The following is a 19,699-nucleotide window of genomic DNA, read 5'->3' on the forward strand; positions in this document are numbered from 1 at the left end:
CAGGTCCGTGCTGCTAGGCGCTCGGCGATGGAGCGACAAGAGCGTCTGGTCTTTGGCATTGAGTCGAGCTGCGATGATACCGCAGCGGCGGTCCTGCGCATTGGCGAGAGGGTCGAGATCCTCTCCTCCATCGTGCGCGGTCAGGACGAGGCGCATGCTCCCTTTGGCGGGGTGGTCCCTGAGATCGCTGCGCGGGCCCATGCGGACAGGATCGACCAGGTGGCCGCAGAGGCCCTGCGCGAGGCGGGCGTTACCGCTGTCGCGCTGGACCTGATCGCGGCGACGGCGGGGCCGGGGCTGATCGGCGGGGTCATGGCGGGGTTCACCTTCGCCAAGGGCCTATCGTTGGCGACGGGCGTGCCGCTGGTGCCTGTGAACCACCTTGAAGGCCATGCGCTGTCGGCGGGGCTCGAGCATGACGTGCCGCTGCCCTACCTCCTGCTGCTGGTGAGCGGGGGGCATTCGCAGCTGTTGCTGATCGAGGGCGCAGGCAAGGCGAAGCGGCTCGGTACGACGATCGACGATGCGGCTGGCGAGGCGTTCGACAAGACGGCGAAGCTGATGGGCCTTGGTGTCCCTGGTGGTCCTGCAATCCAGCGGGTGGCGGAAGAGGGTGACGCGGAGCGGTTTGCGATGCCGCGGCCGCTTCTTGGGCGGAAGGGCTTCGACTTCAGTTTTTCAGGGCTCAAGACGGCTGTCCGTCAGGCGGCGGAGGAGGCTGCGCCTCTTTCGGATCAGGACCGGGCGGACCTCGCGGCGAGTTTTCAGGCGGCGGCGGTGAAGCATCTCGCTTCCCGGACGGAGGCTGCGTTGCGGGAGACGGGGGCGACGACGCTGGTCGCTGCTGGCGGCGTGGCGGCGAATGCCATGCTGCGGGCGCGGCTTGAGGAGATTGCCGAGGCCGAGGGCGCGGGCTTTCTCGTGCCGGGGCTTAAGTACTGCACCGATAATGCGGCGATGATCGCGCTAGCGGGCGCAAGGCTTCACGAGGCGGGGCTTGCGCCGACGCAGGAGGATGCTCTGGCGCTGGCTCCGCGGCCGCGATGGCCCTTGGACGGAGAGGCTGCGCCGGTGGTCGGCAAAGGCAAACGGGGAGCGAAGGTCTGATGGCGAAGCTGATGGTGGCCGGCGCTGGCTCATGGGGCACGGCCCTTGCGGTGCTGATGGCCGAGGCTGGCCGGGAGACGGTGCTCTGGTGCCGTGACAAGGAGCGGGCGCTCCAGATGGCGACGGCGCGGGAGAATGCGCGCTATCTCGGCGGCGTCGCGTTTCCAGAGGCGCTTTCGGTGACGTCGGTCGCTTCCGATCTCAAGGATGCCGAAGGTCTCCTGTTCGTGGTGCCTGCACAGGCGGCGCGGGGTTGGCTCGAGCGGTTCCGTGAGGCGACGAGCGGCGCGGACCTGCCGGTGGCGCTATGCTGCAAGGGGCTGGAGCGGGGCTCCATGGCGCCGATGCATAAGGTGCTCTCGGAGACTTGGCCTGAGGCGAAGGGCTCTGTCCTCTCAGGGCCGAGCTTTGCGGCGGATGTGGCGCGGGGGCTGCCGACGGCGGTGACGCTGGCTTCTGAGGATGAGGCGCAGCGTTCGTTCTGGCTGGAGCGACTCTCGACGCCGACCTTCAGGCCCTATGCTTCCGACGACCCCCTGGGCGCGGAGCTTGGCGGGGCGGTGAAGAACGTGCTGGCGATTGCCTGCGGGATCGCGGTGGGCAAGGGGTTCGGCGAGAGCGCCAAGGCTGCGCTGATCGCGCGGGGCTTTGCGGAGCTGCAGCGGTTCGGTCTGGCGATGGGGGCGAAGCCGGAGACGCTGGCAGGGCTTTCGGGGCTTGGGGACCTCGTCCTCACCTGCAACTCGCCCCAGTCGCGGAATTTCTCGCTTGGCATGGCGATTGGCGAAGGTGCTGATCCTGCGACCTATCTCGAGAGCCAGAAGAGCGTGGCCGAAGGCGCTGCAACGGCTGGTCCTCTGACGGAGCAGGCACGGGCGCTCGGTTGCGAGATGCCGATTTCAGAAGGTGTGGCAGCAGTAATCGACGGCCGCCAAGGCGTCGATGAAGCGATCGGCGGCCTGATGAACAGACCGCTCAGAAGCGAAGCTTAGAGGTAGTCGCCTGCGCGGCAGCTGCGGCGCTCACGCGGTTCTGCAGCCGCGTCGGATGCGCCTTTGCCAAGGGCCGAGGCGCCCATCGCACCGACATTGTCGTAGCAGGTCTGGACCTGGCCTTCGAAGACGGTGCTGGTCGAGCTGATGCCCTCGCGGACCATGTCGTAGCCGAGGAAGTAGCACTCGCAGGCGGTCGTCGGGGCGACATAATCTTCCGGGTCGTCGCTCAGGAGGCCCGAGAGCGAAGCCTTCGTCGAGATGGTGCGGGTCTGACCCGGCTCATAGGAGCGCTCACTCGGCCCCGAAGACGCCGAACCCAAGAAAACAAAGAGGAAAACTGCTCCGATACCGAGCGCCAGAAGGCCGCCGAAAATCGTCTCGATGCGCGTCATGGCTCTGTTTCCACCCCTAACCGTCGGGAGACCTTAACCTGAACGAGACGTTAAGAAAAGGCGGAACCTCGCTATCATGCCCCGCGGTCGTAGCAGGCCTCGGTGATGGTCCAGCCCAGGTCCCTGAGCATGCCGAGCATGATCTTGTCAGGGTTGCGGATGCTCTCGCCGCGGCCTGAGTTGGAGAGCATGACCGGCGTGGGGGCCCTTGGAAACGCTGGGATGTGGCTGACGTTGAGGGGCGTGACGCCGACCGGGAAGCCATTGTTGGCCTTCTCCGCCTCGGGGCCGTCGAAATGGATGGTTGGATTGGCGAGGGCAAAGGTGAGGCCGAGGGAGGGATTGCCGAAGTCCTCGGTGATCTTCCGGCCATCAGCCAGCTTCAGGAACGTGTCGTAGAGCTGGGGCGTGCCGTCCTGCTCGTGCAGGGTGAAGCTGTAGTTGAAGTAGTTGACGAAGCCGTTGGGCCTGCCAATCGCGCCGAGGGGTTCGCCTTCCCAAGGGACGAAGGTCGCCGATGAGAGCCCGAGGCCGTGGCCGATTTCGTGGAGGGCGACATTGATCATGTCGACGCCATCCTCGGGGATCGGGTCATTCCTTGAGTAGTGGCGGGTCTCGTCGCCCATTTCTTCCTTGATGAAGATGTTGATGTCGTCCTCATCGCTCACCCGTTTGCCGCGGAGGGCCGAGGCGAGGGCGGTGGGGTACCAGGCGTCTTTGACGGGCAGGTAGCGCTTGTTCCGGACCACGTTCTGGTAGGCGAAGCCGGTGGGGCCGCGGTCGATCTTGGAGACCCTGATCCTGATCGGCGCTTCGGAGACGAGGCAGCGCTCCCAGACCATCGCCGCCTTCTCGAAATCGACCTGCCCGTCTTCGGAGAGGCCGTCGAAGCTCAGCTCAATGTCCGAGGTCGGCATCGGCTGGGCCGTGAGGGTCAGGGCGGCGAGAGCGAAGAGCATGGGCGTCATCCGGGAAGCGAAAGTTCCATTTATTGTTTTGCGATGAAGAAGCCAGTCTTGACATCATTTAGTCGCTTAGCTAAATGACGATTCATGGCATCAGTCTTCAAAGCCCTGTCCGACCCCACCCGGCGCGAGGTCCTGTCCCTCCTGAAGGATGGGCCCCTCTCCGCCGGGGAGATTTCGGACCGGTTCGACTTCTCGAAGCCGACCATGTCCCAGCACCTCAGTGTGCTGAAGGAAGCAGGGTTGGTGCTGGCGAAGAAGGACGGCAAGCGGGTGATCTATCACCTGCAGATCTCCGTCCTCGAAGATGCGCTGCTCGGGTTTGCCGAGCAATTCGGCATAGGTGCGGATGCACTGGCGGCTGGAAGAGCAAAACCGGAAGGAGCAGGCTCATGAACCGACAAATAAGAAATGCACTGACCTTCGGGGTACTTATCTTACTGGTCGCCTTCGGCGGCGAGCGCGCTCAGGAATTCGGGTGGCTGTCCGGTGAGCCAGAGCGTATTTCGGGTGTGATCGCCGGTCTCGTCCTGGTCTGGTTTGGCAACGCCATGCCAAAGGACCTTCCGCATAAATCCTGCGGGACTGATCCGGGGACGGCTTTCCGCATGAAGAGGTTTGCGGGTTGGGCCTTCATGCTGGCCGGCGTCGCTCACGCCCTGATCTGGGTCGTCGCGCCAGCCCAGCATATGGCGCTCCTGTCGACGATCCCTGTTGCAGTCGCCCTGGTCCTCGTCCTTGGCGTGGCTTTCAAAACCAGGGTGTGGGTCTGAGGGTTACTCAGGCAGCTGACCGTTTCCGTAGAGGGCCTCGGCGCGTAGCTCCGAGGCTCTTTTCTTGACGCTTTCGGTCTTGAGCTGGCCACAGGCGGCGCCGACGTCGCGGCCCCTCGGTGTACGGATGGGTGAGGCGTAGCCTGCGCGGTTGACGATGTCGGCGAAGGCTTCGATCCGTGACCAGCTCGAGCACTCGTAGTCACTGCCGGGCCAGGGGTTGAAGGGGATCAAGTTGATCTTGGCCGGGATGCCTTTCAGCAGCCGGACAAGCTCATGGGCCTCGGCGTCACTGTCATTGACGCCTTTCAGCATGACATATTCGAAGGTGATCCGGCGTGAGTTCGACGTACCCGGATAATCGCGGCAAGCCTGGAGCAGGTCCTTCAGCGGCCACTTCTTATTGATCGGCACGAGGACATCGCGCAGCTCGTCGTTGGTCGCATGGAGCGAGATGGCGAGCATCGCTTCGGACTTTTCGCCGAGCTCCTGCATCTGGCCGACGACGCCTGACGTCGAGACGGTGATCCTCCGCCTGCTGATCGAGATGCCTTCGCCATCGGAGATGATGTCGATTGACTGGGCCACGGCATCGGTGTTGTAGAGGGGCTCGCCCATGCCCATGAAGACGATGTTCGAGAGCTGGCGCTCGTCCTTGCCGGACGGCCATTCCTCAATATCGTCCTTGCACGTCAGGACCTGGAGGACGATTTCTTCGGCCGTCAGGTTGCGGACGAGGGCCTGGGTGCCCGTATGGCAGAAGGTGCAGTTGAGGGTGCAGCCCACCTGGCTCGACACGCACAGCGCGCCTGCGCGGCCAACGCCTGGGATGAAGACGGCTTCGGCTTCGACGCCCGGGGCGAAGCGCAGGAGATACTTCCTCGTTCCGTCCACGGAGACCTTGCGCTCGATGATCTCAGGACGCGGGACGGTGTACCAGTCGTCGAGCTTTTCGCGCATGGGCTTTGCGATGTTGGTCATCTCGGCAAAGTCGGTGACGCCGAGATTGTAGATCCAGCCCCACACCTGACGCGCGCGCATTCGCGCTTCCTTGTTCGTAAGGCCGAGATCGGTCTCGAGGCGCTGGGCGATCTCTTTGCGGTTGAGGCCGACGAGGGAGGTACGCTGGTCGGTCTGGACCGCGGGGGCGCGGTCGAGGAGGGTCGTGCTCATATCTCTTGCCTTGCTACAGGTCTTAAAAGGAGCGCGGCGCCTACACCCGGGGCCGCGCTCCCGCAAGCTTACCTTTCCTTGATGCCGAAGGCGATCCTGAGACCCGGGATCCTGCGGAGGAGCTCGTAGCCTGCGAGGCATCCGAGGGTCGTTCCTGCGAAGACGAGGGTCAGCTCCAGCGGTCCGCCGAGCCTCAGCGGGCCGAGCCAAGCGATGAGCGCGACGATGATCGTCTGGTGGAGGACGTAGTAGCAGAAGACGCCGCCGGTCAGGTATTTCAGCACGGGCGATGGCTGGCTGAGGAAGCGCTGGGCGAGGCCGAGGATCGAGAGGATCGTCGTCCAGGCGTAAAGGACCCCGGCCGCTGGCCAGGTTGCTCCGCCGATGATGAGCACAGGGGCTGGGATGTCGTCGAAGCCGCCTTCTGGCGTGCTCTCGATGAGCATTCGCCATGCGAAGAGCAGCGCGAATAGGATCAGCGAGAGGGGCAGGGCGCGTCTGACGCCTTCCCAGAAGCCTTCGGACTTTGCCGCGAGAAAGCCGAGTAGGAAGATGGTCAGACGGTGCGCGTGATTGTTCCAGTCGCCAATCAGGGCGTTGGTGTTCGGGAAGCGCGGCTCGAGGAGATACTCGTAGAGGATGAAGGGCGCGGCGATCCCTGCGATCAGGAAGAGCGGCCGTGCAGCGAGGGCGTTCCAGAACCTTGAGTCTGCCGCCCGCCTCAGGAGCCCTGCAAAAGGGGCGGTAAGCAGCATGTAGACGAGCAGGTAGACGATGTACCAGAGGTGGTTCCACGTCGGCGTCGTGATGCTGAACTGCTGCTCGCCCGAAAGGTACTGCCCCCAGAAGGCGAGGATGCCGGGCTCGATCTCTCCGCTGGCGAGGAGCTGGAAATAGGCCTGCGGCATGACCCACACTGCCATGCCGAAGAGGATCGGGACGCCTAGCCTCAAGAGGCGTGAGGCTGCGAACCTGCCGCTGCCGAGCTTGTCGATCGCGAACCTGACCGCGACCCCTGAGATGAAGAACAGGATCGCCAGCCGCCACGGGTTGACTGCGAGCATCGGCAGCTCCCACGCCGCCGAGCCATAGGGGCTCTTCACGTGCCATCCCCATGGCACATAGGCCATGCCTATATGGTAGAAGATGAGGAGCCCGAAAGCGATGACGCGGACCCAGTCGAGGTCTTGGCGGCGGGCGTGAGACGGGGCGGCATGGGGAAAAGACATCGGATGACCAGTGAAACTGCTGACGATGCCAAGGTTGGGAACGGCCTCGCCCGACCGCCAGCGACAGGTGACGGCTCGCGGCCAAAAGGGACGCTTGGTCATGGGGTTGGGACAAGCGGCGAGGCTTCAGGGACGGCTCCGCTGACCCCTGACGAGGAAGACCGGCAGGCGGACCGTCAGACATTCTGGTGGTTCGCAGGGCTGACCGTCGCGATGACGCTGGTCGGGGTCCTGTCCGCGATCACCGAGGCGGGCAGAGGCTCCGATGTTGAACCGGCGAAGATGGCGCTGTGGGACGGAACGAGCATCCTCGTGATCTTCGCGCTGATGCCGCTGGTTGCCGCTGCGGTGTCGCGGGGGATGCCGGGGGTTCATCGCTGGGTGCGGATCGCCGGGGTGCATGCGGTGGGGGTGCTGGTGTTCTCGAGCCTGCACATCGCGGTGATGGTCGGGCTTCGAAAGGTGCTCCACCCTGTGTTTTTCGGCGGGCCCTACATCTTCACTGACAATCTGCCGCGCGAGTTCATCTACGAGTTCAGGAAGGACGCGCTGACCTATTTCATCCTCGCCATGCTGATCGTCCTTGGGCGTGAGCTGGCGCAGAAGAGCCGGGCTTTGGCGGCGGCGAAGGCCAGCGCTGCGCCGCGGATGCTGACGTTCCGGTCCGGCGGGCGGACGATCTTTCTTGAGGCTGGCGATGTCCTGTGGGCCAAGGCCGAGGGCAATTATGCCGAGCTTCACACGCGGCAGGGCAAGCATTTCGTCCGCACGACTCTGAAGGCCGTGGCGGATGATCTCGAAAGCGCGGGAACCGAGGCTGTCCGTGTGCATCGGAGCTATCTCGCGGTGTCCAAGGAGGTCCGTGAGGCGGCGCCGACGGGCAGCGGAGACCTGAAGCTCACCATGTCGGACGGTGCGGAAGTGCCTGTATCGAGGCGCTACCGGGACGGCCTGTCGCTCGGCGGCTAGGCCTTGCGGCGCAGGAACTTGAGGGCGGACCAGTCCTCGTCCACCGCGCAGACCTTCACGTCGACGAAGTTCGTCGTCGGGAGGATCGCGGTCCTGAGATCGCCTTCGGTCAGGTCCTTGAAGAGCGGCGAGCTCTTCTTCGGCCAGCTGATCCAGAGCATCCCGCCCCCGGCCACCTTGCCGAGCGCACCCGGCAGGCGGCGCGCGAGGTCTGCCCGGTGGCGGCAGAAGAGGTGGACGATGTCCGCTGACTTCGCCGTCTTGCGGAAGATGACGTCGTCGGTCCCCGGAAGGAGGTCGCGGTAGTGCGCAGGCGCGCCGATCGGCAGGACGACCGTCCCCGGTTTCATGCCAAGCTTCTCTGCCAGGGGCTTGCCGGAGTAACCGTGGCTCGCCCCGGCCTTCGTCACCCGGCGGGCTCGTATTCGAGGATGTCGCCTGGCTGGCAGTCGAGGACTTCGCAGATCTTCTCGAGGGTGGTGAAGCGCACCGCTTTCGCCTTGCCGGTCTTCAGGATCGACAGGTTGGCGATGGTGATACCGACGCGATCGGACAGCTCCGTCAGCGACATGTCGCGTTCGGCGAGTATCTTGTCCAAGGTCACGCGGATGGTCACGCGGGCTTCATATCCTTTATCGATAAACAAAAAGGCTTAGGCGTGATGAACGATTATTCATATCGCCGCAACCCTTGCTGATCTCTTCCCGCACGGCCTAGGGCGAACGGATGGACCTCTTTCCCGGAAACCGCCTTGTTCTTGCAACCCGTAACGAGGGAAAAGTGCAGGAAATGAAACGTCTTCTCGATGGGAGAGGCGTGGATGTCACAACCGCCGCCGCCCTTGGCCTGCCTGAGGTCGAGGAGACCGGCACCACCTTCGAGGAAAACGCCGGGCTGAAAGCTGCAAGCGGAGCAAAGGCTTCGGGGTTCGCTGTTCTGGCTGATGATTCGGGGCTATCGGCCGATGCGCTGGACGGCGCGCCGGGGGTCTACTCGGCTGACTGGGGCGGACCGGAGCGCGATTTTGCCGCAGCGATGGCGCGGCTCGAGCGCGAGGTGAAGGCGGCGGGCGATAACCGCGCGGCCCGCTTCGTGAGCGTCCTGATCCTCGAATGGCCGGACGGCCGCCGGATCTCGGCCCGGGGCGAGGTCGAGGGGCAGCTGGTTTTCCCGCCGCGGGGCGAAGGCGGTTTCGGGTATGACCCGTGCTTCATCCCTGATGGCGAGGATCGGACCTTCGCCGAGATGAGCCCTGAGGAAAAAGCGAAGCACTCCCACCGCTCGCGGGCGATGGAAGCCCTGATGGTGGAGCTTATCGGGTGAGACCCCTTGGGCTCTATGTCCACTGGCCCTTCTGTGCACGGATCTGTCCCTATTGCGACTTCACCATCGCCAAAAATCGCGCGGTCGATGAAGCTGCGTGGACGGAAGTGCTTCTCGATGACCTGCGGTTCTATGCCGAGCTCACCGAGAAGCGGGCCCTGCGGAGCATTTATTTCGGGGGCGGGACGCCTTCGCTGATCCCTCCTTCCGTGGCGGAAGCTGTGCTGTCCGAGGCGGAGCGCCTGTTCGGGCGCGAAGAGACTTGCGAGCTGACGGTTGAGGCGAACCCCGATGATGCGTCGCGGTTCGAAATGCTTGCGGGACTTGGCTTTCACCGCTTGTCGCTTGGTATACAGAGCTTCGATGATGCCGAGCTTAAGTTCTTCGGGCGCAACCATGATGCGAGCGAGGCTCGAAGCGCGCTCGATGAAGCGTTGCGTGTTTTCTCCGATGTGAGCTTCGACCTGATCTACGCGCTCCCGGATCAGGAGCTTGGCGCATGGCGAGATGCTCTTGCTGCTGCCTGTGATCTTGGTGCGGACCATCTATCGCTTTATCAGCTGACGATTGAAGAGGGGACGGCTTTTGGGCGGGCAGCGGAAAAGGGGAGGCTCATCCCCATGCCTGACGATCGCGCCGCTGACTTCTACGAGGTCACGCAAGAGGTCACGGAGGCGGCGGGGATGCCTGCCTACGAAGTGTCGAACCACGCCAAGCCGGGGTCTGAAGCGCGGCATAACAGCCTTTATTGGCAGGATGCGGAATGGATCGGTATCGGCCCCGGTGCCCATGGCCGTTTAGGGGGCGAGGCAAAGTGGGTGGCGACGCGGGGCGCTGCCGTGCCTGTGCGCTACCCCTCCCTTCCGCAGGCGGAGCGTTTGGTGGTCGAAGAACTGTCCCTCTCCGACGTGCGGTTGGAAGCGCTGGCTGGTGGCCTCAGGCCCGTGGCGGGGCTCGATCTGTCGCGGCTGGGGGACGATGCGCCCGGTGTGCTGGAATGCGCCGGGCCGCTTGTCGAAGCAGGTCTGCTGACCGAACAGGATGGCCGGCTGCGGGCGAGCCCGAGCGGTCGCCTCGTTCTTGATCAGCTGACGGCGCTTCTCGCCGAAGGGTTGGCCGGCTGAGCGGCGTCGAGGTATTTCGAGATCAGCCCTAGCAGCGTTCCGGGCTCGAACGGCTTGGTCAGGAAGTCGTCCATGCCTGCCTCGAGGCACGCATCCTGGTCTTCCTGAAGCGCGTTTGCCGTGAGTGCAATGATCGGTACACGGCTGACCGTCTCTGCGTCCCGAATGGCGCGGGCAGCGTCGAGACCACCCATGACGGGCATGTGCATGTCCATAAGGATGATGTCGAAGCTGCCTTCTGCAGCAGCCTCGACAGCCTGCTTCCCGTCGCCGACCACGGTCAGCTTATGGCCGCCGCGCTCAACGACCGCGCGCGCGAGAACGGCGTTGATGTCGTTGTCCTCAGCAAGGAGGATGTTCGCAGGGCCGACGTCCTTGACCTCTTCCTTACGCTCGCGCTCCGCGCGGTCGAGCTCGTCTTGGGTGATGCTGAGATCATCTCCGGCAAGGACACGGAGGAAACTCCGCTGGCGGATGGGTTTGGTGAGGTAGACGGGGAAGCCTATCTCGCGAAGATGGTCGACGGCGTCCCGCTTGCCTGTTGGGAGGAGGGCGATCGCGCGATCCGCCGAGGTGGCCAGCGGTGCGGCATCATTCGTAAACGGATAGTCGCAGAGAAGGAGGTTGGCGTCAGAGCCAGCCAGCGCACGCGCTGCATCACCAACGGTCTTCACCGATGTCACCTTGTCGGCACCTGCAAGCCGGAGCTGCAGCGTCAGTGCCCGCGACAGGACGGCATTGTCGGTCAGCAGGACGACGTTCTGATCAGCCACCGGCTCGGGCCGCTCACGAGGTGCAACCTCTTCAATTTCAAAGGGCAGACGCAGAACGAAGGTCGAGCCAAGATTGACCTCACTCTCGACACGGATCTTACCGCCCATTTTCTCCGTGAGCTGCTTGACGATCGCAAGGCCAAGGCCGGTGCCCTCGATCGAGCGCTCTTCCACCCTATCGTCGCGCGAGTAAGCGTCGAAGAGGTTGGGCAGGAGTGTCTGCGGAATGCCGACACCTGTATCGATGACGTCGATGGCGAGGGTCGCGCGGCCGTCCTGTTGCTCCTCGACCTTCACGGTGAGGATGACCCCGCCTCGTTCGGTGAATTTGACGGCGTTTCCGACGAGGTTGATCAGCAGCTGGCGCAGCTTGGACGCATCTCCACGTAGCCGTTTTGGAACCTGCGGGTGGATCAGTGCACTGATCTCGATGCCCTTCTCGGCAGCTTTGGGTGCGAGAAGCTCGGCGATCTGCTCACAGAGCATCGTTGGATTGAAAGGCTCAACCCTCAGCTGGGCCTGACCCGTGTCGAGCTTGGCGTAGTCGAGGATTGCGTTGATGAGGTCGAGGAGGGCGACGCCGCTCTGCTTGATGTTCTTCGCGAAATTGGACTGGTTGGGATCGAGCCCCGTCTCCATCAGGAGATCAGCCATGCCGAGGATGCCGTTGAGCGGGGTCCGCATCTCGTGGCTCATTGTGGCGAGGAACTGGAGCGTTCGGTCCGTACCCTGACCCTTGGAAGAGGCTTCAGCGGGCAGGTCCAGTTCGGTGGCGATGTGGAGGATCTGGCCATCAGCGGCGCTGGACGTTGCGAGCGTGATCGAGCGGCGTTGCTGCCCGAGCTCGGCCGTGACCTGCCACTGGCCCTGGGCGATCGGCTTCACGTCCCACGCGGCGGGCCAGCGTTCTGATTTGAAGACAGCCTCGGGCGGAAGGCCCAGTTCCTGCGCTCTTGCGTTTCGAGCGGTGACGATCCCGGTGAGCGCGTCCGTGAGAAACGCGGCGGCGGAGAGGTGCTCGATCGAAAGGGCAGGCGTAGGCATGGGTGACAGCGTTCCCTTGGCTGTGCGAGCCGAGATACTATCACGAGAGTGTTGCCGTCCCGTTTGTTCAGCCGGGCGCTTTGATGGCGGCGGGTTCAGGACGTCTGAAGCTGATGGCTTCTGCAATGTGAACCCTGCGGAGCGCATCCGATCCGTCGAGGTCTGCGAGGGTCCGGGCCACGCGCAGGATGCGGGTATAGCCTCGGGCGGAGAGGTTGAGCTGCTCACAGGCGCGGCGGAGGAGGCCGAGGCCAGCATCGTCGGGCTGGGCGGCCTGGGTAAGGGCGCTTTCCCCGAGTTGGGCGTTGATCGGCCCGCGTTCCTTCTGGGCCTCGCGGGCGGCAAGGACGCGAGCGGCGACGGTTGCGGTGTCCTCCCCCTCGGCAGGGCTTGCGAGGTCGAGGGCGGAGACAGGTGGGGTCTCGATGGTGATGTCCATGCGGTCGAGGAAAGGGCCTGAGACCCGGGACTGGTACTTGGGCGCGCAGGACGGCCCGCGGATGCACATGGCGCCGCATCGGCAGGGGTTCATGGCGGCGACGAGCTGGAAGCGCGCGGGGTAGCGGACATGGGCATTGGCCCTCGCGATGAGGATGTCGCCTGTCTCTAGCGGCTGGCGGAGGCTGTCGAGAACGGGGGCTGAGAACTCCGGCAGTTCGTCGAGAAAGAGAACGCCCCGGTGGGCAAGCGACGCTTCGCCCGGCTTGGCGCGCATGCCGCCGCCGACCATGGCGGCCATGGAGGCGGAGTGGTGCGGCGCGCGGAAAGGTCTTGAGCGGGAGAGGGCGCCATCGCTGATGAGCCCGGCGACGGACTGGATCATCGAGACTTCGAGCATTTCCTCGGGGGATAACGGCGGCAGGAGGCCGGGAAGCCTTGAGGCCAGCATGCTCTTGCCTGACCCCGGCGGGCCGATGAGGACCAGATTGTGCCCGCCTGCTGCTGCGACTTCGAGGGCGCGGCGGGCCGTTTCCTGGCCTTTGACGTCGGCGAGGTCCGGCACGCTTTCTGTCGGGAGGAGAGGCCCCGGCTTAGGCTGGGCGAGGACTTGCGTGCCTTTGAAGTGGTTGGCGAGCTGAACCAGGCTTTTCGCGGCGATGATCTTGGCGTCACCGCCAGCCCACGCCGCTTCAGCGCCCGAGGCTTCGGAGCAGATGAGGCCGAGGTCTAGGCTGTTCGCGGCGACGGCGGCGGGCAGGGCGCCGGTTGTCTTGGCGATGGTGCCGTCGAGCCCGAGCTCTCCGATCACGGCCATGCCTTCGACGGCATCCCTCGGGATCGCGCCCATTTCGGCCATCAGCGCGAGGGCGATGGGGAGGTCGAAATGGCTGCCTTCCTTGCGCAGGTCGGCAGGCGCGAGGTTCACCGTGATCCGCTTGGGCGGCAGGCCCAGGCCGATAGCGGAGAACGCAGCAGAGATCCGGTCCTTCGCTTCGCTGACCGACTTGTCCGGCAGGCCGACGATGACGACGGCCGGATTGCCGCCGGTCATGTGGGCCTGGACCGTGACCTCGCGGGCCTCGACGCCTTCGAAGGCGAAGCTCGTGACTTCCGCGACCATGCGATTCTCCTCGTTCCCTTCGGCGTGGCAGGAACATTAAGAGAACGCAAGCATAGTCTGCAGTGATCAGGATAACTCCGCGGAAGCGAAGAGAATCCTGAACGGCTTGCACCAGATCACGATGCTCTTGGCGTCATCGAGGTCGAAGTCTGCGGGCAGTTCGTAGCGCTGGGATTTCTGGCGTGCGGACTGGAGGGGGGCGAGTTCTAGATAGCTCGCAGCTTCCGCTTCCGAGTTGCTGCGCACGGGGCCGGCGGCGATCCAGACTTCAAGCTGGGGGCCTCGGCTTGTGCGGAAGTCTTCGAATTCGAGGAACAGCTTGCCGCCTTCGAGGATGATGCGGGCGGTGCCGCGGCCCTGTTTCCCTTCACGGCCTTCGAAGGAGCCGGAGAGGAGGACTTCGGCCTCCTGCACGGCGACGGTGGAGGCAGCGAAGGAAGCTTGAGGGATGAGGACGGTGCCGACGGTCAGGGCGGCAGAGGCGGCTAGGAGGAGGCGTTTCATGGCGGTCTCGCTTGTGGCTTCTGAGAGCCTGTTCGCGGGACCGCCTGCTCGGTCACACCGGGAGGTGTGAAAGCTGCCTTGCTACTTTTTGCCAAAGCCCGAGAGGCGGTCGGCCGTGTCGGTGATGGTCTCGAACTCGCGGGCGACTTCTTCGGTGAGTGCGTCTTCTAGAGGGCGGTTCTCCGCGGAGAGTGCGAAAAGCTCCTTGTACGCAGCGACGGCGCCTTTGGAGTTGCGCGCTATGGCCGAGGCGGCCTTCATGACCGCGCCGTCTAGCGCGGCTTCGTCTTCGAAGGCTGCGTTGGCGAGGCCCCACTGAGCGGCTTCTGCGCCGGAGAAGGTCCGTGCGGTGAAGCTCAGCTCACGGGCTTTTCTGAGGCCCACGGCCTTGGGCAGCATCTGGCTCATGCCCCAGGTGGGGCGGATGCCGAACTTGGCGTGGGTGTCGCCGAACTTCGTCTCCCCGGTGGTCATGATGAAGTCGCAGTGGAGCGCCATCTCCAGCGCGCCCGTGAAACATGCTCCGTGCACCTGTGCGATGACGGGGAGCGGGACTTGCCTGACGGCAGAGGCTGCCTCGGAGGCTGGGCCGTCGAAGACCCCGCCGACCCGGCCATGCTTGAGGGTGGCTTTCTGAAGGACCTTGAGGTCGACGCCTGCGGAGAAACAGGGGCCGGCGCCTTTCAGAATGATGACGCTGGTCTCCTCGCCAATGGCCTTCAGCTCACGGACGAGGGCTTCAAGCAAGGTCGGCGTGAAGGCGTTCATCGCCTCGGGCCGGTTGAAGGTGAGGGTGGTGATCCCGCCCGTCGTTTCGGTGAGGAGTTCGGTCATGCCGCTTTCTCGTTCGCGACCCAGTCCCAGAAGAGGGCGGCCATGTCGGGGCCTCCGAAGCGCTTGAGCTCCCTTATGCCGGTGGGGCTGGTCACGTTGATTTCCGTCAGCATACCGCCGATGACGTCGATGCCCGTGAAGACGAGGCGGCGCTCTTTCAGCTCGGGCGCGATGGCGGCGCAGATTTCGAGGTCGCGCTCAGTGAGGTCCGAGGCTTCGGCTCGGCCGCCCACATGCATGTTGGAACGGGCTTCGCCTTCTGCCGGGACGCGGTTGATGGCGCCGACGGGCTCGCCGTCGAGGATCAGGACGCGCTTGTCGCCGCCTCTGACTTCCTTGAGGTAGCCTTGCGCGATAACGGGCAGGGGGCGGTCGCCTTCGAGGAACATCTCGAGAAGCGAGCTGAAGTTCTCGTCACCTGGACGTATGCGGAAGACCCCGGCGCCGCCATTGCCGTAGAGGGGCTTGAGGATCATCTCCTCATGCTCCTCCCGGAAGGCCCTGAGCGCCTGCTCGTCACTGGTGACGAGGGTGGTCGGCATGAGCTCGGGATAGTCCATGACGAAGAGCTTTTCCGGCGCGCCGCGGATCTCGGCCGGATCGTTAAGGACAAGGACGTTCTCAGGCAGCTTTTCGAGGATGTAGCACGCGGTCTGGTAGACCATGTCGAAGGGCGGGTCCTGGCGGATGAGGACAACGTCTACGGAGGAAAGGTCCAGGACCTCTTCCTCGCCGTGGATCACGTGCTCGCCTTGGGTATCCATGAGCTTGGACAGCTTGCGGGCGCGGGCGAAGACTTCGTCGCCTCTCAGCTGCAGGTGCTGGGGCTGGTATTCCCAGATCTCGTGGCCGCGCTCTTGCGCCTCGAGGGCCATGGCGAAGGTCGTGTCGCCCTTGATGATCAGACCACTGAACGGGTCAGTTTGAATGGCGATGCGCACTGCGTCTCCAGAGGGAAATCGCGGCGACGATGAAGAAGGACGCAGCGATGAGGAAGGAAAGGGCTGCGGAGGCAGGGCCGCTGTCTGTGCCGAGCTCGACGAACCCGAAAATCATCGCGATGACGCCCGAGACGAGCATGACGGCGATGAAGGCGCGGGTTTCGACGAGCGTCTGGGTCACTGAGGTCTCCGCGGATCCCTGAGATAGATGACGTGGCTCACCACTTCCTTGACCCCTGCGATGGCCTGGGCCTGTCCGGTGACGCGGCGGAGCTCATTGGGCCCTTGGGCGACGCCGAGGAGGTAGACGACCCCTTGGCTCACGAGGACGCGGTAGTTGCCAGCCGTCACGCCGGTATCAGCGATGAGGGCCGTTTCGAGCTTCTGGTCGATCCACGCATCGCGCGTGCCCTGGCCCACCGTGGTCCGGGGGAGGACGAGGATCTCGTTGATGACCTCGCGGACCTGCGGGATGCGGCGGGCTTTCTCCTCGATCAGGATCGAGTCGCCTTCGGTTGGGACCGTGCCCGTCAGGAGCAGCCGGCCTTCGAAAATGGTCATGTCGATGTCGCCGGTCTTGGCCTCGCGGTCGAAAAGGAGCTTCGACTTGAGGTTCACGCTGGCGGCGGAATCGTCGAGCCGGTCGCCAAGGGTCCTGTTCTGGACACAGGCGGTGAGGGTCAGGGCGGCGAAGACGACAAGGATCGGGCGGAGCATGGCGGGGTTCTCCTGCGGCATTAGGGCCTACTTATGAGGCGTCGCCAAGAGTTCCAATGCCTTTCAGCGGAAAGCGTCGCGGAAATGCCTGAGCGAAAAAGTCCCTGCGGCGACGATATCGTAGCGTATGGGCACGTCGATGCGCTTGGCTTTGCGGGCCAGCCATTGGTTTGCAGCGGCCCGGATGCGCTGCTGGTTGCGGGGCGTGACGGAGAGGCGGGCAGCCTCGGTCGATGTCCGCTTTTTCACCTCGACGAAGATGAGGGTGCCGGACTTCTTGGCGACAATGTCGATCTCGCCGCCTTGCGCGCGGAAGCGCTGGGCCAGGATGCGGTAGCCCTTCAGCATGAGGAGGATCGTGGCGAGGGTCTCGGCGATGCGGCCCTGCCGCTCAGCCTCCTGCCTCCTTGAGCGCGAGGGCGCGGGCATAGCATTCTTTCTTCGGAAGGCCGGTGATCTCGGCGGCCATGCGGGCTGATTCGCGGAGGCTCTCGGTGGCCATGAGGCGGGCGAGGACATCGTCGAGGCTCGGTGCGTCATAGTCCTTCTCGGGCGGATGGACGACGAGGACGATTTCCCCTTTGGGCGGCTGGTCCCGGTAGCGCTCGGAGAGCTCTGACGCATAGCCTTCGACGACTTCCTCGTGGAGCTTTGTCAGCTCACGGCAAATCGACACCCGGCGTGGCCCGAGGACCCGGTCGAGCATGTCGAGACTTGCTGCGAGGCGCGGGCCGCTTTCGTAGAAGACGGCGGTCTCCCCGCGTGACTTCAGCTCACTGAACAGACGGTGCTGAGTCATGGCTGGCTTGGGCAGGAAGCCGTAGAAAGTGAAGCGGTCGGTCGGCGCGCCTGCGATGGACAGGGCCGCGGTGAGGGCGCTTGCGCCGGGGAGGGTGAAGACGGGGATGCCTTCGTCTCTTGCCTCGCGGACGATCTTGTAGCCGGGATCGGAGATGAGCGGCGTGCCTGCGTCGCTGACGAGGACGATGGCCTTGCCTTCCTTGAGATCCGCGATGATCTGTGGACGGACTTCGGCGGCGTTGTGCTCATGATAGGGGGTGAGCGGAGGACGCTCGAGGCCCAGTGCTGCGTAGAGCTTGCCGGTGACGCGGGTGTCCTCGCAGAGGACGCGGTCGGCATGGACGAGGGCCTGTTCGACGCGCCTCGTGATGTCGCCGAGATTGCCGATGGGGGTGGCGGCAACATGGAGACCAGGCTGGAGCGGCTTCAGCTGCCGGAAATCAGACACAGGTGAACTGGCCGTCCGAGCCGTCGGTTCCTGAGCGAGGCGTACACTTCTCAGGCCAGCCGAATTGCTGCCATGCCTCGACGAGGCCGACTTGATCGGCCCACTGAGGGAAGTCCGGGTGGGTCCTGATCTTCGTCGTAGCCTCGCGGCCGTCCCACAGGCGGCTCAGGACATAGGAGCCGTTGGCGTAAGGTTCCGCCTCGAAGGCTTCCATGAAGAGCTCGGCTTCGCCCATGGAGAGGAGGGCGTTCATGATGGAGGTGCTCATGGCGATCTCGGGCGCGGCGCGGGCCTCGGTGACCCGCCGGAGCGCTAGGGCCTGCGCCGGTTTCTCCTCGAGGTAAAGGGCGCGGCCTGCGAGAACCCATTGATCCCGGTCGGCAAATTCGGGCGCGATGTAGGAAAGGCTGTCATAGGCCTCGATCAGGTAATCGTAGGCAGCGCGCTTCTTTCCTTCGATCAGCATGATGTCGCCGATGATGAACGCGGCGCCGGGGAAGCCTAGCTCGAAGCTGCGCTCTGCAGACTGACGAGCGCCTTCGAGGTCGCCTGCGTTGAGGCGGGCGACGGCCTGGGCGTTGAGCCAGAGCCCGCTGCTGGGATTGGCGTCGAGGGCCTCGTCAAGAAGCGGAAGAGCGTCGCGGGAGTTGCCGATGACGGAGAGGCGGTAGCCGTGGCCATAGTTCGCCTCCGGATCATCGGGGCCAAGCTTCCTCACAAGGGCGCTGCGTTTGAGCGCCTCGGCAAAGCGGTTGTCGGCGAGGCGCAGGCTGGCGATCAGCGAATGGCCCGCAGGGTCCGTCGGCTCGAGCGCGATGACCTTGCGCGCGGCTTCTTCGGCGGTGGCCATGTAGGGGTCCTGCGACTGGACCCGGGAATAGGTGGGCAGGAGGAAGTTGGCGTAGGAGAGAAGCTCCCACGCGGCGACGAACTCGGGGTCACGCTCCACCGCCTGCTGGAGGAACAGGACTGCGCGGGGGAGGGTGTCGATGCCCCACGCCTGATTGACGAGATCGCGACCTCTCAGGAAGAGGTCGTAAGCGACGGGGTCATCTGTGAGCTGATCGGCGAGCCGTTCGCCGCCGCTCTCGGTCATCATGCCCTTGAGCTCCCGCGCCACGGCGCGGGCAATCTGCTCCTGGGTGTCCCAGACATTGTCGAGGGTCTCGTTGAACGTGTCGGACCACAGATTGAAGCCGGTGTCCGCTTCGATCAGCGTCGCGGTGATCCTCACCCGGTCGCCGTCTTTCCTGACCGAGCCTTCGAGGATGTGCCCGACATTCAGGGTCTCGCCGATCTCGCTGAGGGTGCGCTCTGATCCCTTGAAAGCGAACGCGGAGGTTCGCCCGGCGACCCGCAGGCCGTCGATCCTGACGAGGGCGTTCAGGATCTCCTCGGCAATGCCGTCGGAGAAATAGGCCTGGTCCTGGGCTGCGCTCATGTCGGCGAAGGGCAGGACGGCGATGGAGGAGGGGCCTTCAGGGACTGTCCGCTCGGGCTCTTCGGTGAGGGCCGAGGCGGCGACTTCGCCGAGGGGGACCTCGACGGAGCGCGGGGTCTCGCGGGTCAGGTTCCAAGTGGTGAGGCCAACGAGGGCCACGAGCGCGATGGCAATGACGCCATCAGCAACGCGCAGGCGCAGATGCTCATGGTCGGGGTCTGCGTCCGGGTCATAGTCCGTGCGCTTGATCCCCTGGGGCGTCATCTCGAAAGCCCAGGCGAGGATCACTGCCACGGGAAAGCCGAGGATGAGGAGGACCGTGACGCCACTGTCGAACCACGCGGGCAGGAGAAGGGTCGCTTCGAGCGCGATGGCGAGCTGGATCAGCAGCCATGCGAGCACCGCATAGCCGCCGGCCACCCTGAAGACGCTCCTGCGCCTGAGCTCGACAAAAAACTTCAACACGATCGGCGGGCCCTTCCGCGCAGACTCGATAACATAGGCAAACGCGCAATAGCACTGGTCCTGCCCCCCTAGGAACTGCCTAAGGCTGTTAAGTGTGTTGTCGGTGTCGCAAAGGCTGGG

The 19,699-nt window shown here is 64.5% G+C and carries 23 protein-coding genes; 7 read left to right on the forward strand and 16 right to left on the reverse strand.

Going from position 1 to position 19,699, the window contains the following annotated elements:
* The first annotated feature begins 27 nt into the window (after positions 1–27).
* Both tsaD and HK107_RS07185 read left to right on the forward strand, forming a co-directional pair.
* Positions 28–1,107 (forward strand): tRNA (adenosine(37)-N6)-threonylcarbamoyltransferase complex transferase subunit TsaD, encoded by a 1,080-nt coding sequence (tsaD, locus tag HK107_RS07180; RefSeq protein ID WP_173198056.1) that lies wholly within the window; start codon positions 28–30, stop codon positions 1,105–1,107.
* Complete coding sequence (locus HK107_RS07185) at positions 1,107–2,099, forward strand: NAD(P)H-dependent glycerol-3-phosphate dehydrogenase (protein ID WP_173198058.1); 993 nt, start codon at positions 1,107–1,109, stop codon at positions 2,097–2,099. Before tsaD ends, HK107_RS07185 begins: the two co-directional genes overlap by 1 nt.
* Here HK107_RS07185 and HK107_RS07190 read toward each other — a convergent pair.
* Together HK107_RS07190 and HK107_RS07195 are read right to left on the reverse strand one after the other, a co-directional pair.
* A complete protein-coding gene (locus HK107_RS07190; protein ID WP_173198060.1) occupies positions 2,096–2,494 on the reverse strand; it encodes a hypothetical protein in 399 nt (132 codons plus the stop codon). The genes HK107_RS07185 and HK107_RS07190 overlap by 4 nt on opposite strands.
* 74 nt (positions 2,495–2,568) lie before the next feature.
* Positions 2,569–3,462, reverse strand: coding sequence for a zinc metalloprotease (locus tag HK107_RS07195; protein WP_173198062.1), 894 nt, complete (start codon positions 3,460–3,462; stop codon positions 2,569–2,571).
* A gap of 84 nt (positions 3,463–3,546) precedes the next feature.
* Here HK107_RS07195 and HK107_RS07200 point away from each other — a divergent pair, with 84 nt between their 5' ends.
* Positions 3,547–3,855, forward strand: a complete 309-nt coding sequence (locus tag HK107_RS07200; RefSeq protein WP_173198064.1) for an autorepressor SdpR family transcription factor — start codon at positions 3,547–3,549, stop codon at positions 3,853–3,855.
* Entirely contained in the window at positions 3,852–4,232 is a 381-nt protein-coding gene (locus tag HK107_RS07205; RefSeq protein ID WP_173198066.1) for a hypothetical protein, read from the forward strand. The genes HK107_RS07200 and HK107_RS07205 overlap by 4 nt, the downstream gene beginning before the upstream one ends.
* A 3-nt stretch (positions 4,233–4,235) precedes the next feature.
* Here the strand turns inward: HK107_RS07205 and rlmN are convergent, their stop codons facing one another.
* On the reverse strand, positions 4,236–5,405 hold the full coding sequence (gene rlmN, locus HK107_RS07210) for a 23S rRNA (adenine(2503)-C(2))-methyltransferase RlmN (protein ID WP_173198068.1): 1,170 nt from the start codon (positions 5,403–5,405) through the stop codon (positions 4,236–4,238).
* 68 nt (positions 5,406–5,473) lie between these two features.
* Complete coding sequence (locus HK107_RS07215) at positions 5,474–6,634, reverse strand: acyltransferase family protein (RefSeq protein WP_173198071.1); 1,161 nt, start codon at positions 6,632–6,634, stop codon at positions 5,474–5,476.
* A gap of 3 nt (positions 6,635–6,637) precedes the next feature.
* On the opposite strand from HK107_RS07215, the gene HK107_RS07220 reads away from it, so the two are divergent.
* A complete protein-coding gene (locus tag HK107_RS07220) occupies positions 6,638–7,603 on the forward strand; it encodes a LytTR family DNA-binding domain-containing protein (RefSeq protein ID WP_173198074.1) in 966 nt (321 codons plus the stop codon).
* On the opposite strand, the gene HK107_RS07225 is transcribed toward HK107_RS07220, so the two are convergent.
* Together HK107_RS07225 and HK107_RS07230 are read right to left on the reverse strand one after the other, a co-directional pair.
* A complete protein-coding gene (locus tag HK107_RS07225) occupies positions 7,600–8,013 on the reverse strand; it encodes a DUF3052 family protein (RefSeq protein WP_198912323.1) in 414 nt (137 codons plus the stop codon). The genes HK107_RS07220 and HK107_RS07225 overlap by 4 nt on opposite strands.
* Positions 8,010–8,219 carry a helix-turn-helix domain-containing protein gene (locus HK107_RS07230; protein ID WP_173198076.1) on the reverse strand — a complete coding sequence of 70 codons (210 nt, stop codon included), beginning with the start codon at positions 8,217–8,219 and terminating at the stop codon, positions 8,010–8,012. The genes HK107_RS07225 and HK107_RS07230 overlap by 4 nt, the downstream gene beginning before the upstream one ends.
* Before the next feature lie 110 nt (positions 8,220–8,329).
* Between HK107_RS07230 and rdgB the strand changes: the two genes are divergently transcribed.
* Both rdgB and hemW read left to right on the forward strand, forming a co-directional pair.
* Positions 8,330–8,926 carry an RdgB/HAM1 family non-canonical purine NTP pyrophosphatase gene (gene rdgB, locus HK107_RS07235; protein WP_173198078.1) on the forward strand — a complete coding sequence of 199 codons (597 nt, stop codon included), beginning with the start codon at positions 8,330–8,332 and terminating at the stop codon, positions 8,924–8,926.
* Complete coding sequence (hemW, locus tag HK107_RS07240) at positions 8,923–10,050, forward strand: radical SAM family heme chaperone HemW (RefSeq protein WP_173198080.1); 1,128 nt, start codon at positions 8,923–8,925, stop codon at positions 10,048–10,050. The genes rdgB and hemW overlap by 4 nt, the downstream gene beginning before the upstream one ends.
* Here the strand turns inward: hemW and HK107_RS07245 are convergent.
* From HK107_RS07245 to HK107_RS07290, 10 genes are all read right to left on the reverse strand, one after another.
* On the reverse strand, positions 10,011–11,867 hold the full coding sequence (locus HK107_RS07245; RefSeq protein WP_173198082.1) for an ATP-binding protein: 1,857 nt from the start codon (positions 11,865–11,867) through the stop codon (positions 10,011–10,013). The two genes, hemW and HK107_RS07245, sit on opposite strands and share 40 nt — an antisense overlap.
* Before the next feature lie 67 nt (positions 11,868–11,934).
* On the reverse strand, positions 11,935–13,428 hold the full coding sequence (locus tag HK107_RS07250) for a YifB family Mg chelatase-like AAA ATPase (protein WP_173198084.1): 1,494 nt from the start codon (positions 13,426–13,428) through the stop codon (positions 11,935–11,937).
* Between the two features lie 66 nt (positions 13,429–13,494).
* On the reverse strand, positions 13,495–13,932 hold the full coding sequence (locus HK107_RS07255; RefSeq protein WP_173198086.1) for a DM13 domain-containing protein: 438 nt from the start codon (positions 13,930–13,932) through the stop codon (positions 13,495–13,497).
* An 81-nt stretch (positions 13,933–14,013) separates the two neighbouring features.
* Positions 14,014–14,766 (reverse strand): enoyl-CoA hydratase/isomerase family protein, encoded by a 753-nt coding sequence (locus tag HK107_RS07260; protein ID WP_173198088.1) that lies wholly within the window; start codon positions 14,764–14,766, stop codon positions 14,014–14,016.
* Positions 14,763–15,707 carry a glutathione synthase gene (gene gshB, locus HK107_RS07265; RefSeq protein WP_173198089.1) on the reverse strand — a complete coding sequence of 315 codons (945 nt, stop codon included), beginning with the start codon at positions 15,705–15,707 and terminating at the stop codon, positions 14,763–14,765. Before gshB ends, HK107_RS07260 begins: the two co-directional genes overlap by 4 nt.
* Entirely contained in the window at positions 15,685–15,888 is a 204-nt protein-coding gene (locus HK107_RS07270) for a hypothetical protein (RefSeq protein ID WP_173198090.1), read from the reverse strand. The genes gshB and HK107_RS07270 overlap by 23 nt, the downstream gene beginning before the upstream one ends.
* Positions 15,885–16,424, reverse strand: a complete 540-nt coding sequence (locus HK107_RS07275) for a BON domain-containing protein (RefSeq protein WP_173198091.1) — start codon at positions 16,422–16,424, stop codon at positions 15,885–15,887. Before HK107_RS07275 ends, HK107_RS07270 begins: the two co-directional genes overlap by 4 nt.
* A gap of 63 nt (positions 16,425–16,487) precedes the next feature.
* Entirely contained in the window at positions 16,488–16,853 is a 366-nt protein-coding gene (locus HK107_RS07280; RefSeq protein ID WP_173198092.1) for a YraN family protein, read from the reverse strand.
* Positions 16,816–17,673, reverse strand: a complete 858-nt coding sequence (gene rsmI / locus HK107_RS07285) for a 16S rRNA (cytidine(1402)-2'-O)-methyltransferase (protein ID WP_173198093.1) — start codon at positions 17,671–17,673, stop codon at positions 16,816–16,818. The genes HK107_RS07280 and rsmI overlap by 38 nt, the downstream gene beginning before the upstream one ends.
* Entirely contained in the window at positions 17,666–19,579 is a 1,914-nt protein-coding gene (locus tag HK107_RS07290; RefSeq protein WP_173198094.1) for a tetratricopeptide repeat protein, read from the reverse strand. The genes rsmI and HK107_RS07290 overlap by 8 nt, the downstream gene beginning before the upstream one ends.
* Positions 19,580–19,699 lie beyond the last annotated feature (120 nt).

It is taken from the genome of Parvularcula mediterranea (assembly GCF_013085255.1).
Classification (GTDB): domain Bacteria; phylum Pseudomonadota; class Alphaproteobacteria; order Caulobacterales; family Parvularculaceae; genus Parvularcula; species Parvularcula mediterranea.

What these genes read in the sequence shown, in the direction of transcription:
- HK107_RS07275 (WP_173198091.1), bottom strand. Translation starts at nt 16,424, where the DNA reads ATGCTCCGCCCGATCCTTGTCGTCTTCGCCGCCCTGACCCTCACCGCC.
- HK107_RS07190 (WP_173198060.1), bottom strand. Translation starts at nt 2,494, where the DNA reads ATGACGCGCATCGAGACGATTTTCGGCGGCCTTCTGGCGCTCGGTATC.
- HK107_RS07245 (WP_173198082.1), bottom strand. Translation starts at nt 11,867, where the DNA reads ATGCCTACGCCTGCCCTTTCGATCGAGCACCTCTCCGCCGCCGCGTTT.
- HK107_RS07195 (WP_173198062.1), bottom strand. Translation starts at nt 3,462, where the DNA reads ATGACGCCCATGCTCTTCGCTCTCGCCGCCCTGACCCTCACGGCCCAG.
- HK107_RS07280 (WP_173198092.1), bottom strand. Translation starts at nt 16,853, where the DNA reads ATGCCCGCGCCCTCGCGCTCAAGGAGGCAGGAGGCTGAGCGGCAGGGC.
- tsaD (WP_173198056.1), top strand. Translation starts at nt 28, where the DNA reads ATGGAGCGACAAGAGCGTCTGGTCTTTGGCATTGAGTCGAGCTGCGAT.
- HK107_RS07250 (WP_173198084.1), bottom strand. Translation starts at nt 13,428, where the DNA reads ATGGTCGCGGAAGTCACGAGCTTCGCCTTCGAAGGCGTCGAGGCCCGC.
- rlmN (WP_173198068.1), bottom strand. Translation starts at nt 5,405, where the DNA reads ATGAGCACGACCCTCCTCGACCGCGCCCCCGCGGTCCAGACCGACCAG.
- HK107_RS07215 (WP_173198071.1), bottom strand. Translation starts at nt 6,634, where the DNA reads ATGTCTTTTCCCCATGCCGCCCCGTCTCACGCCCGCCGCCAAGACCTC.
- HK107_RS07220 (WP_173198074.1), top strand. Translation starts at nt 6,638, where the DNA reads ATGACCAGTGAAACTGCTGACGATGCCAAGGTTGGGAACGGCCTCGCC.
- HK107_RS07260 (WP_173198088.1), bottom strand. Translation starts at nt 14,766, where the DNA reads ATGACCGAACTCCTCACCGAAACGACGGGCGGGATCACCACCCTCACC.
- HK107_RS07200 (WP_173198064.1), top strand. Translation starts at nt 3,547, where the DNA reads ATGGCATCAGTCTTCAAAGCCCTGTCCGACCCCACCCGGCGCGAGGTC.
- rdgB (WP_173198078.1), top strand. Translation starts at nt 8,330, where the DNA reads ATGGACCTCTTTCCCGGAAACCGCCTTGTTCTTGCAACCCGTAACGAG.
- HK107_RS07185 (WP_173198058.1), top strand. Translation starts at nt 1,107, where the DNA reads ATGGCGAAGCTGATGGTGGCCGGCGCTGGCTCATGGGGCACGGCCCTT.
- HK107_RS07255 (WP_173198086.1), bottom strand. Translation starts at nt 13,932, where the DNA reads ATGAAACGCCTCCTCCTAGCCGCCTCTGCCGCCCTGACCGTCGGCACC.
- HK107_RS07205 (WP_173198066.1), top strand. Translation starts at nt 3,852, where the DNA reads ATGAACCGACAAATAAGAAATGCACTGACCTTCGGGGTACTTATCTTA.